The sequence below is a fragment of the Luteimonas soli genome (assembly GCF_042648865.1).
In the GTDB taxonomy this organism is placed as follows: domain Bacteria; phylum Pseudomonadota; class Gammaproteobacteria; order Xanthomonadales; family Xanthomonadaceae; genus Luteimonas; species Luteimonas soli.
This window is the reverse complement of sequence record NZ_JBHRYA010000001.1, coordinates 408,827-422,640: the sequence shown is the minus strand read 5'-3', so window position 1 is coordinate 422,640 and position 13,814 is coordinate 408,827. Positions and strand designations below refer to the sequence as shown.

Annotated in this window: 11 protein-coding genes; 8 read left to right on the top strand and 3 right to left on the bottom strand. The window is 64.2% G+C overall.

The features are described 5' to 3' along the window. The first annotated feature begins 4 nt into the window (after positions 1–4). The 5 genes from ACFONC_RS01915 (at position 5) to ACFONC_RS01895 (ending at position 6,211) form a co-directional block, all read left to right on the top strand. Positions 5–1,834: a hypothetical protein gene (locus ACFONC_RS01915; RefSeq protein WP_386741881.1), complete on the top strand. Its 1,830-nt coding sequence runs from the start codon at positions 5–7 to the stop codon at positions 1,832–1,834. Between the two features lie 276 nt (positions 1,835–2,110). Further along, positions 2,111–3,067 (top strand): class I SAM-dependent methyltransferase, encoded by a 957-nt coding sequence (locus ACFONC_RS01910; RefSeq protein WP_386741880.1) that lies wholly within the window; start codon positions 2,111–2,113, stop codon positions 3,065–3,067. Between the two features lie 58 nt (positions 3,068–3,125). After that, complete coding sequence (locus ACFONC_RS01905; RefSeq protein ID WP_386741879.1) at positions 3,126–4,559, top strand: hypothetical protein; 1,434 nt, start codon at positions 3,126–3,128, stop codon at positions 4,557–4,559. A 12-nt stretch (positions 4,560–4,571) separates the two neighbouring features. Beyond that, positions 4,572–5,399, top strand: a complete 828-nt coding sequence (locus ACFONC_RS01900) for a 6-hydroxymethylpterin diphosphokinase MptE-like protein (RefSeq protein ID WP_386741878.1) — start codon at positions 4,572–4,574, stop codon at positions 5,397–5,399. After that, on the top strand, positions 5,396–6,211 hold the full coding sequence (locus ACFONC_RS01895; protein ID WP_386741877.1) for a glycosyltransferase family 2 protein: 816 nt from the start codon (positions 5,396–5,398) through the stop codon (positions 6,209–6,211). The genes ACFONC_RS01900 and ACFONC_RS01895 overlap by 4 nt, the downstream gene beginning before the upstream one ends. Here ACFONC_RS01895 and ACFONC_RS01890 read toward each other — a convergent pair. From ACFONC_RS01890 to ACFONC_RS01880, 3 genes are read right to left on the bottom strand one after another with little or no spacing between them, the layout of a single operon-like run. After that, complete coding sequence (locus ACFONC_RS01890) at positions 6,199–7,245, bottom strand: glycosyltransferase family 4 protein (RefSeq protein WP_386741876.1); 1,047 nt, start codon at positions 7,243–7,245, stop codon at positions 6,199–6,201. The two genes, ACFONC_RS01895 and ACFONC_RS01890, sit on opposite strands and share 13 nt — an antisense overlap. Then, a complete protein-coding gene (locus ACFONC_RS01885) occupies positions 7,242–8,456 on the bottom strand; it encodes a glycosyltransferase (protein WP_386741875.1) in 1,215 nt (404 codons plus the stop codon). Before ACFONC_RS01885 ends, ACFONC_RS01890 begins: the two co-directional genes overlap by 4 nt. Then, positions 8,456–9,307 (bottom strand): glycosyltransferase family 2 protein, encoded by an 852-nt coding sequence (locus ACFONC_RS01880; RefSeq protein WP_386741874.1) that lies wholly within the window; start codon positions 9,305–9,307, stop codon positions 8,456–8,458. Before ACFONC_RS01880 ends, ACFONC_RS01885 begins: the two co-directional genes overlap by 1 nt. A 130-nt stretch (positions 9,308–9,437) precedes the next feature. Here ACFONC_RS01880 and pilB point away from each other — a divergent pair, with 130 nt between their 5' ends. The 3 genes from pilB to ACFONC_RS01865 all read left to right on the top strand — a co-directional run bounded on the left by pilB (position 9,438) and on the right by ACFONC_RS01865 (position 13,762). Then, positions 9,438–11,162: a type IV-A pilus assembly ATPase PilB gene (gene pilB, locus ACFONC_RS01875; protein WP_386741873.1), complete on the top strand. Its 1,725-nt coding sequence runs from the start codon at positions 9,438–9,440 to the stop codon at positions 11,160–11,162. Positions 11,163–11,614: 452 nt separating this feature from the next. Continuing rightward, on the top strand, positions 11,615–12,895 hold the full coding sequence (locus ACFONC_RS01870) for a type II secretion system F family protein (protein WP_386741872.1): 1,281 nt from the start codon (positions 11,615–11,617) through the stop codon (positions 12,893–12,895). A gap of 6 nt (positions 12,896–12,901) precedes the next feature. Continuing rightward, on the top strand, positions 12,902–13,762 hold the full coding sequence (locus tag ACFONC_RS01865; protein ID WP_386741871.1) for a prepilin peptidase: 861 nt from the start codon (positions 12,902–12,904) through the stop codon (positions 13,760–13,762). Positions 13,763–13,814 lie beyond the last annotated feature (52 nt).

The window sequence follows — 13,814 nt, the reverse complement described above, 5'->3', positions numbered from 1 at the left end:
CTCCATGACATCGACGAACCGCCGGTTCCTGCTGGCCAGCCTGGTATGCGCCCTGCTGGCCGGTTTGCTATTGCTCCCCGGACTGAGCGGCAGCTTCATCTTCGATGACGAATCGAATATCGTCCGCAACCCGGCCGTCCATCTCGACAGGCTGGATATGGAATCGCTCTACCAGGTGTTCTTCGGCCTGCAGCCGGGCGGCATTACCCGGATCCTGCCGACACTGAGCTTTGCCTTCGACCATTGGCGTGGCGACGGGCTTCACCCATCGGTCTTCAAGACCACCAATCTCGTCATCCATGCTCTGACCACCTTCGCGCTGGCATGGTTCTTCCGCACCCTGCTACTGGCCACCGCCATCCCGCCCGCACGCGCGCAGTTGGCTGCACTTGCACTGGCCTTGGCCTGGGCAGCGCACCCGCTTCAAGCATCCTCCGTGCTATACGTCGTGCAGCGCATGCAGACCATGTGCACGCTATTCCTAGTGCTCGCATTGCTTGCTTATCTGAGGGCGCGACTTGCTCAGATCGAGGGCCGCAGCGGGCGAACGGGATGGCTGTTGGCCTTACTGCTTGGGGCGCTTGCCCTCGGCTGCAAGGAAGACGCGGTGCTCCTGCCCGCATACACCCTCGCCATGGAACTGACTGTCCTGGGTTTTTCGGCAGCACAGCCGGAACTGGCGCGCGCCCTGCGCCGCGGCTACCTGCTCGCGGTCGTGGCCGGTGCCGCCGCATTCCTGCTTGTGGTGGTTCCGCACTATTGGCATTGGGATGCCTATCCAGGCCGCGAGTTTTCAAGTTGGGAGCGATTGCTGACACAGGGACGGATCCTCTGCATGTACATGGGGCAAATCCTGCTCCCTCTGCCACGGAACATGCCCTTCTACTACGACTGGATCGAGCCATCGCGTGGGCTGCTTCAGCCTTGGACGACGCTTCCCTCAGTACTTCTGGTGTTAGCACTGCTCGGGGCGGCATGGCGACAGCGCGTGCGCAGGCCGCTATTCGCCTTGGGTGTGTTCGTCTTTTTCTCGGGCCATTTCATCACCAGCAACGTGCTGAATCTGGAACTGGCCTTTGAGCACCGCAACCATCTCCCGCTGATCGGCGCGTTGCTGGCCATCGGCGACTTGATCGCATTCGCCATGCAGCGCTTCAAGGCCTACTCAACGCCTGCCATCGCGACCTGCGTGCTGCTCTTGGGATTCTTGGCGGTTGCCTCCCATGCCCGGGCCCGACTCTGGGGGGATCCGATGGCACTGGCTCAGGCAAGCACTGAACTCGCTCCACGCTCCGCCCGCGCCTGGAACTCTCTGGCTCAGATGTACTTAGACCGCGGTGGCGGACATATGCCGGACAATCCTTACCTCGGCAATGCCATTGATGCATGCGAAAAGGGTGCGGTGGCTGCTCCCTACTCCATCAGTTGCCTGACCAATCTCCTCGTCTACAAGACATTGCAGGGTTCCGTGGATCAGAACGACTGGGACCGTTACCTCAAACGCCTCCAGCACGTCGCAATGGGGCCGCAGAACCGGCAAACCATGCAGACACTCATCAACAATGTGAGCCATGGTGTACCTCTCGACGAAGGAGGCGTACTCAAGGCAATCGAAATTGTTGCGCAGCGTGGGCAACTCAGATCCAACGAATTTGCCGCCGTTGGCTATTTCATCCTAACCGAAACCCACCAGCCCGATCTGGCATATCCATACTTTGTTCGGGCTGTGCAAACCACGACAGACCCCACGTTTTCAAAGGGGCTCATCGAGGACCTGCGAAAAAGGGGGCGCCCTGACTGGACAAGCAAGTTGCAGACTCTCGAAAAACCGTAATACAAGCCGAGAATTGTGCACTGACTGATGCATGATTTCACGCCGAATCGCTACGATGCTGGTACCGAGTCTGATCATCCGTTTGCCATGCCGGTCAAGAAGATCCGAGGCAAAGCCGACCTTGCCATCAGAGACGCAGCTCCCGCGATCCTTGAGCCCAACAGGTTGGCCGTCACGGGGTAAATTGATCCGGACAGTTCTGGCGCCAATCTTTCACAATTGATCCCGCCGCCGACCTGCTCGGTCACGTCAGGCAGAACACGGCCAGGAAGACGAATGTTCATCCAGCAAGCAGCCAAAGCAATCCGGGAAGCCGAGTTGGGCGGCCCGCTGACCACGATCGACGACGGCGTCCTGACCGGCTACTCCGGCGAAAAGCTCATCGGCGCCTTGCAACGCCTGTGTCGGTTGCACGATGGCGATCCCACGGCCTGCTACCTGGAGATCGGCGTTTTCCAGGGCCTGACATTGCTTTCGGTCGCCCACTCGATGCCGTCGATGCCATGCCACGGAATCGATAACTTCGCCTTCTTCGATCCAGACGGCGCGAACCTCGGTATCGTGGAAGCACGTCGGGCCGCACTGGGGGCCACCAATGCACACCTCATCAACGAGGACTACGAGGATGCATTGCAGGATCTTGATCGGCACCTGGAAGGGTGCCGGGTCGCACTCCTCTTCGTCGATGGCCCGCACGACTATCGCAGCCAGCTCATGTGCCTGCAGCTCGCGCTGCCGCACCTGCACGATCAGGCCGTCATCATTGTCGACGACAGCAACTACGCCCACGTCAGGCAGGCCAACCGCGACTTCCTCGTGACCCATCCCGAGTTCAGGCTGCTGTTCGAGGCCTACACCCGTTGCCACCCGCAGAACATGCCGCAACACGAGCACGACAACGCGTGCAAGGGGTGGTGGAATGGCGTGAACATCCTGGTCCGCGACCCCGACGGAACGCTGCCTGCCAGCTATCCGCCGACAGAGCGCGACAGGACCCTGTTCGAGAACGACCACATCCTGCATGCATCGCCGGCTGCCCCGTTCCTGCCAGCCGCCAGCGGCCTGGTGTCCGCAATCGACCGCCTTTCACCGATTGCCTTCCTGGCCCAGGCTGCCGCGCTCAAACTGAAGATGCGCGGGACCGCGCCTGCACGGAAAGGGATGTACCGCGCGATGAACACTGGCAGCGAGGGCCTGCCGGAAGCGATCCACCACCATCGCGATCAAGATTGATGCGCCGCCCCACGGCCATGCGCCTGGCCTCCAGCGCGAAACTGCATGGACGCAATGCATGAAGGCGTGGCGCTCGGCCACGGTCATGACCTGGCTGGTCCTGGCAATCAGGTTGGGTGGTTTCTCGATACTTCTGCCGCTGGCCCTGGCCAACCTGTCCGACGCGGAGATTTCCGTCTGGCTGCTGTTCTTCGCGATCGCAAGCCTCCAGGTCATCCTCGATTTCGGATTCAGCCCCACCTTCTCGCGCGAGATCGCGTATGGCTTTGCGGGCCACTCCCTGACCGTTCGGACGCGCGCGGGTCCACCGTCCAATCGCGGGGAAGACCGCAACGGCGAAGCGGACTGGTCGATCATCTCGTCCGCGGTCAGCACGATGACCTGGCTGTATCGCAGGATTGCGGTCGCGGCGTTCCTCCTGATGACGACCCTGGGCACTTGGGCGGCGTGGAATCCGATCGAGCGCATCTCCCAGCCAACCCATGCCTGGCTAGCCTGGGCGGCTGTCGTGCCGGCAACCGCGATCAGCACTTTTGGGACTCCGTATGCATCCTTCCTCATCGGCGCGAATAGAATCGCGTTGCAGAAGCGATGGGAGGCCTCGGTTACCGCTGCCAGCCTGGCGGCACAGGGCGTCGCCATCCTAGCGGGATTCGGCCTCCTCGGCCTGGTACTGGCGGCACAAGCAGGGGTGCTCCTGCAGGTGCTCGTCAATTGGATCCTGGCGCGCCACGTCGCTGCGGGAAGGGTCGTCCGCCGAGCCGACCACGACATCTCCAGGAAGCTCCTGATCCAGGCCATGTGGCCGGCCACGTGGCGTACCGCCGTCGGCGCCGTCATGAGCCTCGGCCTTTCGCAGGGGATGGCGGTTGCGGCGGCAAACATGCTCGCGGCTGCCGAAGCGGCCGGGGTCCAGGTGGCCCTGAGGATCATGCAGGTCATCAGCCAGGTGTCCCAAGCGCCCTTCTACACACGGATCCCGGAGTTCAATCGAGCGCAAGCCGCTTCAGCCCCCACGCACCTGACAGGCAATGCCGGCATCGCCATGCGTACCAGCCTCTGGATCTTCGTCGCCGGGGCGCTTGTTGCCGATCTCGTCGTCCCGCGCATTTTCGTGCTGATTGGCAGCCAGACGCACTTCCCTGACGAGCCGTTCTGGCTCTTCCTGACGTTCGCGGTGTTCTTCGAACGGTTCGGCGGCATGCATGTGCAGCTTGTCCTGACCACCAACCGCGCCATCTCACACCTGACCAATGGCGTCGCAGCAGCGGCGTGGGTTTCGGCGTTCGTCCTGCTATTCCCCCTGTACGGTGCGTTGGCGCTGCCCATCAGCATGCTGATTGCCTATGCGGGTTTCTTTGCGGTCCTTTCGGCCTTCTTCTCGCATTCCGCGCATCCCCGCAACTTCTGGGCATTCGAGCGCAATACGTCCTTGGCCCCGTTCTGCATGATCCTCGTCTACGCTCTTGTCCACGGACTCTCGGCCAACTAGCACGATCCCGCGATGACCACTCCCCCACTCCTGCAGCAGCGCGCCACCCTCAACCCCTATCTTGCGGCTGCGGGCCTGCTGGTGAACCGGCTGGCTTGGGACTTGCGTCCCGAGGCGTTCCGGTCGCGTCGCCGGCTCGATCGCTGCAGGGACAAATACGCGGGCGGGAGGGCCGTGGTCCTGTGCAACGGCCCGAGCCTGCTGGAGACGGACTTCGAACTGTTGCGGCAATCCGGCGTGTTCACGTTCGGCCTCAACAAGATCAACCTGATTTTCGACAGGACCACGTGGAGACCCGACGCGATCGTCGCGGTCAACCCGTACGTGATCGAGCAGAACTCCGGTTTCTACAACAGCACCGGGATCCCGCTCTACCTGGATCGCTGCGCGATGCGCTCCGTGCCACGACGCGACAACATTACCTACCTGCATTCGGCCAGCATCCGGAAGTTCGCGAGGAACTGCCGCATCAGCATCAACCAGGGCAATACGGTCACGTTCGCGGCCCTGCAACTGGCCTATCACCTTGGCTTTGAACGCGTGGCGCTCGTCGGCTGCGACCACAGGTTCACGCAAACCGGGCCCGCCAACCTGGTTGCCGTGTCCGGTGCGCGGGACGAAAACCATTTCGACCCGAGTTATTTCGCTGGCGGCGTAAGGTGGCAGTATCCGGACCTCGTGCAGAGCGAGATCAGCTACCTCCTCGCGCGCGATGCCTACGAGGCCACTGGCAGGACGATCGTGAATTGCACTGCCGGAGGTGAACTCGAGGTCTTCCAGCGCCAGGCCTTGGCGGACTTCCTGTCCGGCAAGGAAAGCGCACCCGAGGCGCGTCGGTGAACAGCCGGGCGGGTGGCCCACGGCCACAACTATCGATCATCACCGCGGTGCGCAACGGCGCCGGACACCTGGAATCCTGCCTGGAAAGCGTTGCCACGCAGGAAAGTGCGACCATCCAGCATGTCGTCATCGACGGTGGATCCACCGACGGTACGGTCGACATCCTGCGTCGCTGGTCCGGGAAGATCGACACGTGGATCTCGGAGCCCGACAAGGGCATCTCCGATGCCATGAACAAAGGGCTGCGCCTTGCGACCGGGGAGTGGGTGCTGTTCCTGCATGCAGATGACGAACTCCTGGCGCCCGACAGCATTTCGCAGGTGCTCCAGGCACTCGATCTAATCGATGCGCGCATCGCGGGTTTCCCGATCCGGTACGGGCAGCCCGGCGCGTCGCGGCTCTTACGCCCTTGGGGGAACGCGTCCCGGCTTCGTTTCAAAACCTGGCTCAAACATCAAGGCACCTTCGTGAAGCGGTCCGTCTTCGAGGACGTCGGCATGCACGACGAGACCCTGCGCATCGCAATGGACTACGACTTTTTCCTTCGCGCATGGCTGAAGGGCGTACCTATCGCCACATTCCCATCCCCGGTCCCGACCCTGATGCGCGACACCGGCATCAGTAGCCGGACGGACTGGCCCAGCCTCCGGCAACGATTCGCGGAGGAACGCCGAATCCATGCAGCCCACTGCCATGGCTTGTTCTGGAAGCTGGTGTATGCGGTCTACTGGAGCACGTATCCCGCGTATCGTAGAGCCGCGTTGGCCGCCCGACGCGCGATTCCCCGATACTGGGTTGGTCATCGCCGTTGATTTGCCTGCCCGGCAAGAAGCGCATACATCGTGGCATAGGACTCGACCATTACCGCGAGGTCGAAGCGACGCCTCGTGACGACAGGTGCGGCGGCGGACATGGTCGCAGCCAGCCCAGGGTCGTCCGCCAGCCTCCGCGCCGCGGTAGCGAACGCCCCGACATCATCACGCGCGCAGAGCAGGCCGGTGACACCGTCCTCCACCACTTCCGGCAGCGATGAGCCGCGCGTGGCGATGACCGGTAGCCCGCAGGCCATCGCTTCTGCAGCGACCAATGGCAACCCCTCGCTGCGCGACGGAAACAGGAAGGCATCCGCCTGCTGCATGGCCGCGACCACGCCATCTGTCGACTGGCGGCCGATGTCGTGCATGTTCGGTGGCATCGCGGGACTGTCTGCCGCCGCGGCTGCGCCACCGGTGTAGTGGAGTTCGAACCCATCGCCCAGCTCACGCATGATCGGCGCCAGCAGGTCCACGCCCTTGCGCGTCATCCAGCTTCCCACGAACAGCAGCCGGAATGGCCGTCCCGGCCTGCGCTGCTGCCTCTCCAGATGCTGGAAGCGGCCCACGTCGATACCGTTGTGGATCACTTCCATCGGGACGTCGTCCAGAGTCCGGCAAGCCATGTCGGCGACGAACCGGCTGACCGCGACGACGCGCTGCGCGCGACGCAGCACGCGGCGCTCAACGGGCGCGATCCACCAACGGTGGTAAGCGGCACGCAGCCAACCCTTGTAAGGCCGCAGCGCAGGGTCGTGAACGGAATGGTGCAGCGTGGCCACCACTGGCAGATGCGGGGGAATGAAGCGCGGATGCAGCCATGTGTTGACATGCGCCACGGTGGCCCACGGAGGCGCTTTCGGGACGGGCACGCTCCAGGGCGCGTATTCGGCGCGATGCGGCAACCACGTGATTTCGGCACGGATGCCGCAAGCGCTTAACCCGTCACACAAGCGCCGGGTAAATACATCGGTGCCGGTGTTCGCACGGATCGCGGGGAACCAGACCGCAGGCGCTTGCGGGACACGATTCATCGTGGTGCCCGTGCTCCGCCGGCAATACATTCACCGAGAAGCTGCGCATGGCGATCGGCCACGACTTGCCAATCGAAGCGCGCCATGACCCTCGTGCGCAAGTGTTCGGCCTGCTTGCGCGCGGGCTCGAGTGCCAGCAGCGTATCGATGATCCGCGACGACAGCGCACCGGTGTCGCTCGCATCGACGGTGTGCTGCCTCCAGTTCTCGCCAAGGATGTCCGCAACCGCCGGCGCGTCTCCGGCCAGCACCGGGCAGCCGCAACCGAGGGCTTCCACGAGTACCAGCCCGAGCCCTTCCCGCCAGCCGAACGGGGCAACGAACAGGGATGCCCGCCGATACAGATCGGGAAGCTCGCTTTGCGCCAGCGCACCACGGAATGTCACCGCGTCGAAGATGCCAAGTCGTTGCGCCTGTGCATGCAGCGCGATGGACAACGGGCCGTCGCCCACGATGGTGAGCCGTGCATCCGGCACGCGATGCAGCACTGCCGGCATCGCATCCAGTAGCCGATCCACACCCTTGCCTTCCACCAGGCGACCGACGAACAGCAGTTGCGCTCCGGAGCGCGTGACAACCGTATCCGGAACGAAACGGTGCTCGAGGTCGACGCCCATTGGCAGTATGCGGGTCCGCTCGCCTTGCGCACTGCCGGCCACCAATTGATCCCGCAACATTGCGCTGACCGCAGTGGCGGCTGCCGACCTGCGGACGACGAACTTGCGTGCCGCATCCATGGTCGATCCGCGCAGCGCCTGTACGTCGCTGCCATGCGCAGTTGCCACGAACGGCACCTTGCGACCAGGCAATGATTGCAGCAGAGCAGCGATCAACCCTTGCGGAATCAACCAGTGCGCGTGAATGACGTCGATCCGTTCGCGGCGGAGCAGGTGCCACGCCGTCCACGCCTGCGCCAGCACGAATCCAGGCACCAACAACAGCTTCCACCTCGCACGTCGCAGATTGCTGACGATGCCGCCGCTGTTGACCAGGGTTTCCCATGCTTCCGGTGCGTAACGGTAACGAACCACTTCCACGCCATCCAGAACTTCCCGCTTCTTGGCGCCGGGCGCATGGGGCACCAGCGCCAGCACGCGGAAACGCCCCGTCAACCGGCGTGCCAGCTCGTGCACGAAACCCGGCTCGGGATCGCCCGCCCATCTCGGGTAGGTGGAGGCCAGCACCAGTACGGTCGGCCGCGCAACGGGCATCACGACTTCAGGTAGGTCAGGTTGGTGATCTGCTCGGAAATCAATCCGATCAAGAAGATGATCACCGCCGCACTCAGCAGCAGCATGCTCATGTTCGTGAAACGGTGCTCGAAAACGAAGGTATAGGCGTAATAGCCCACCCCGAGCAGCCCGAAACCAAACCCGATTGGCACGAACAACTTCAACGGCGAGTACAGCGTGGCGATCTTGAAGATGATCAGCAGGAAGCGGATCCCGTCCTTGATCGGGCGAATATGGCTGTTGTTGCCGATGCGTTTGCCTACCCGGATCGGCACGTAGTCCACCGGGTAGGCGCTGCGGAAGAACGCCATGGTGCTGGTGGTGGGGTAGCTGAATCCATTTGGCAGCAGGTGCAGGAACTCGCGGAAGCGCTCGGCGCGGGCGGCACGGAAGCCCGAGGTGAGGTCAGCCACGCGGTGCCCGGTCATCCAGCTGGCCAGGCGGTTGTAGAAGCGATTGGCCAGACTGCGGTGTGCGCTAGCTTGGCCCGACGAATCGCGCGCGCCCACCACCATGTCGTAGCCCTGCCCCAGCCGGTCGAGCAGGCTGGCGATCTGCGCCGGATCATGCTGGCCATCGGCGTCCATGAACACGAGCACCTCCCCGCTGGCGGCCCGCGCACCGCGCTTGATGGCGGCGCCGTTGCCCATCGAATAGGGGCTGGACAGCACCCGGGCGCCATGGGCGGCGGCCACTTCGGCGGTGTCGTCGGTGGAGCCGTCGTCGACGACGATCAGCTCGGCGTCGGGCTGGGCCTGGCGCAGCCGCGGCAGCGTCTGGCGCAGGCCTTCGGCCTCGTTCTTGGCGGGCAGTATGACGGATAGGCGCATGGATTCCCCTCTGGCGGCAAGAGTAGCCCGAAACGGTCGCCTGCTGGAGGCAAAGTCTACGGAAAGTGGCGCAAGTCCCTATGGCACATAGTGTGCTTGCGGTAAAGTCGGGGCCTTGGGGAGGAACGTCATGAGCGCAGTCGCAACCGCCAACCTGGTCGGCATCACCGGCATCGCCCGCCGCCTCGTGCTGGACGGTGCCCTGGACGAAGCCGTCGCCCGCGACGCGCTGGACAAGGCCACCGCCGCGCGCAAGCAGATCGCGGCGTACCTGCGCGAGAACAAGATCGTCACGGCCGCGCAGATGGCGGCGGCCAATTCGGCCGAGTTCGGCATGCCAGTGTTCGACCCGGCGGCGATGGACCCGTCGATGAGCGGACTGAACCTGGTCAAGGAGGAGTTGCTGCAGAAGCACGGCGTGCTGCCGCTGTTCAAGCGTGGCGGCAAGCTGTTCGTGGGCACCGCCGACCCCACCAACACCCACGCGCTGGACGAGATCAAGTTCCACACCAACCTGGTGGTGGAGCCGATCCTGGTGGACGAGGACGCCATCCGCATCAACCTGGAGCGGTGGCTGCAGGCGGCCGACGCCTTCGGCGATGCGCTGGACGACGCCGAAGGGCTGGAGAACCTGGACATCGACGGCGGCGACGAGGAGCAGCGCGACGCCGCGGCCGACGGCAAGCAGGACGACACGCCGATCGTCAAGTTCGTCAACAAGGTGCTGATCGACGCGATCAAGCGCAACGCCTCGGACATCCACTTCGAGCCCTACGAGACCGACTACCGCGTGCGCTTGCGCATCGACGGCATCCTCAAGCAGTCGGCCAAGATGCCGGTGAAGCTCAACCAGCGCATCAGCGCACGCCTGAAGGTGATGGCGCAGCTGGACATCGCCGAGAAGCGGATCCCGCAGGACGGGCGCATGAAGCTCAACCTGTCCAAGACCAAGCAGATCGACTTCCGCGTGAGCACTTTGCCCACGCTGTTCGGCGAGAAAGTGGTGTTGCGCATCCTGGACGCCGGCGCGGCCAAGCTGGGCATCGACAAGCTGGGTTACGAGGAAGACCAGCAGAAGCTGTTCCTGGACGCGATCCAGAAACCCTACGGGATGGTGCTGGTCACCGGCCCCACGGGCTCGGGCAAGACGGTGAGCCTGTACACGGCCCTGGGCATCCTCAACGACGAGGTGCGCAACATCTCCACGGTGGAGGACCCGGTGGAAATCCGCCTGCCCGGCGTGAACCAGGTGCAGCAGAACGAGCGCCGCGGCATGACCTTCGCCGCCGCGCTGCGCAGCTTCCTGCGCCAGGACCCGGACATCATCATGGTCGGCGAGATCCGCGACCTGGAAACCGCCGAGATCGCGATCAAGGCCGCGCAGACGGGCCACATGGTGCTGTCCACCCTGCACACCAACGACGCGCCTCAGACCATCGCGCGCCTGATGAACATGGGCATCGCGCCGTACAACATCACCAGTTCGGTGACGCTGGTGATCGCCCAGCGCCTGGCGCGGCGGCTGTGCGAGCGGTGCAAGCAGCCGGTGGAACTGCCGGACAACGCGCTGCTGGCCGAAGGCTTTACCGACGACGAGGTGCATGCAGGCTTCACCGTGTACGAGGCGGTGGGCTGCGACGAGTGCACCGCCGGCTACAAGGGGCGCACCGGCCTGTACCAGGTGATGCCGATGACCGACGAGATTTCCACGATCGTGCTGGAGGGCGGCAATGCGCTGCAGATTGCTGAGGCCGCGCAGCGTTCGGGGGTGCGGGATTTGCGGCAGTCGGCGTTGATGAAGGTGAAGCTGGGGGTGACGAGCCTGGCGGAGATCAATCGGGTGACGAAGGATTGATTTGAAGCCCTCCCCTTCAAGGGGGTGAGGACGGTCCGTTTGCGCGGCACTGCCGCGCGGACCGAACGAACGACCGGCGCGCTGCGCCGGGCCGGACGGGTTGGGTGGGGATGGGCTTGCTGTCCGCTGCGGCCAAGCCCATCCCCATCCCGGCCTTCCCCTTGAAGGGGAAGGAGACAAGCGTGAGGGCTTCAAGCGGTAGGTCGTAGCCTCGTGGGTCGGGTTACGCCCCCGACGGCTCTTTGCCGGAGATCAAGAGCCGTCGGGGGCGTAACCCCGACCTACGGCGGATCAGGGGCTGTCGCGCCCGAGTGCGGTCCTGCGGGGGCTGGACATCCTGAACCCTGCCGGCCGTCACACACGGGCGCTTCACATGTGGCCGCAACCGGCTACCATCGCAGGCTGGGGCTTCCGGCAATGCCGGAATCTGGGGATCGAAGGGGAAATTCATCATGGCCGTGACACGTTCCGCCGCAAAGACCGCCGCCGCCCGCAGTGCCGCCAAGCCGGTGCGCGACGGGGTGACCCTGCAGATGTTCCTCTGGCAGGGCACGGACAAGCGCGGCAAGAAGATGAAGGGCGAGCAGCAGGCGAGGAGCGCCAACATGCTGCGCGCCGAGCTGCGCCGCCAGGGCATCCAGCCGACGATGGTCAAGGCCAAGCCCAAGCCGCTGTTCGGCAGCGCCGGCAAGGCGGTCACGTCCAAGGACATCGCGGTGTTCAGCCGCCAGATTGCGACGATGATGAAGTCCGGCGTGCCGATCGTGCTGGCGCTGGAGATCATCGCCAACGGCCAGAAAAACCCGAAGATGAAGAAGCTGGTCGACGACGTCCGCCTCGACATCGAGGGCGGTTCGTCGATCTACGAGGCGATGAGCAAGCACCCGGTGCAGTTCGACGAGTTGTACCGCAACCTGGTGCGCGCCGGCGAGTCCTCTGGCTCGCTGGAAACGGTGCTGGAAACCATCGCCGACTACAAGGAAAACATCGAGACCATCAAGGGCAAGATCAAGAAGGCGATGTTCTACCCGATCGCGATCATCGCGGTCGCGATCCTGGTCTGCGGCATCCTGATGGTGTACGTGGTGCCGATCTTCAAGGAGCAGTTCGCGAGCTTCGGCGCCGACCTGCCCGCCTTCACCGCGCTGGTGTTCGGGATATCCGACTTCCTGGTGGGATGGTGGTGGCTGATCCTGGCTGTTGGGTTGGGTGCGTTCTTCGGCTTCATGTACATGTACAAGCGCTCTACCAAGCTGCAATACACCATGGACCGCCTGCTGCTGAAGGTGCCGGTGATCGGCAACGTACTGCACAACTCGTCGATCGCGCGCTTTGCCCGCACCCTGGCCGTGACCTTCAAGGCCGGCGTGCCGCTGGTGGAGGCGATGGAGAGCGTGGCCGGCGCCACCGGCAACCGGGTCTACACCAACGCCGTCCACGAGATGCGCGACGACGTGGCCGTTGGCTACCCGCTCAACGTGGCGATGAAGCAGGCCAACCTGTTCCCGCACATGGTGGTGCAGATGACCGCCATCGGCGAGGAGGCCGGCGCGCTGGACACGATGCTGTTCAAGGTGGCGGAGTTCTACGAGGAAGAGGTCAACAACTCCGTGGACGCGATCACCAGCCTGATCGAACCCTTCATCATGGTGATCATCGGCGGCATGGTGGGTTCGATCGTGATCGCGATGTACCTGCCGATCTTCAAGATCGCCCTGACCGTGATGGGCTGACGCCGGATGGCGTTCCTCGACCAGAACCCGGCGCTGGGCTATCCGCTGGCCGCCGGGATGGGACTGCTGGTCGGCAGCTTCCTCAACGTGGTGATCCTGCGCCTGCCCCGCCGGCTGGAGTGGGAGTGGAAGCGCGACAGCCGCGAGATCCTGGGCGAGCCGGACCTGTACGACCCGCCGCCGCCGGGCATCGTGGTGGAGCGTTCGCACTGTCCGCACTGTGGGCACCAGCTGAGCTGGTACGAGAACATCCCGGTGTTCAGCTGGCTGGCGCTGCGCGGCAAGTGCCGCTCGTGCCGTGCGCCGATTTCGCCGCAGTATCCGCTGGTGGAACTGCTGACGATGCTGCTGGTGGTGGCGTGCGTGTGGCAGTGGGGGTTTGGCTGGCAGGGGTTTGGCGCGATCGTGCTGACGTGCTTTTTGATCGCGCTGGCCGGCATCGACCTGCGCACGCAGTTGCTGCCCGACCAGCTGACGCTGCCGTTGATGTGGCTGGGGCTGATCGGAGCGGTGGACAACCTGTATATGCCCGCGAAACCGGCGCTGGTGGGCGCGGTGATCGGCTACCTGAGCCTGTGGACGGTGTGGTGGCTGTTCAAGCAGCTCACCGGCAAGGAGGGCATGGGCCATGGGGACTTCAAGCTGCTGGCGGCGCTGGGCGCTTGGATCGGGCTGCAGGGGATATTGCCAACGATCCTGCTGTCATCGCTGGTGGGCGCGATCGTCGGCTCGATCTGGCTGGGGATGAAGGGCCGCGACCGCGCCACTCCGATCCCCTTCGGCCCGTACCTGGCGATTGCCGGGTGGATCGTCTTCATGTGGGGCGAACAGATCATCGGGGCGTATCGGCAGTACGCCGGTATTTGAGCGGCGGACGAGCCGCTGCAGGTCGGGGCTACGCCCCCGACGGCTCTTGATC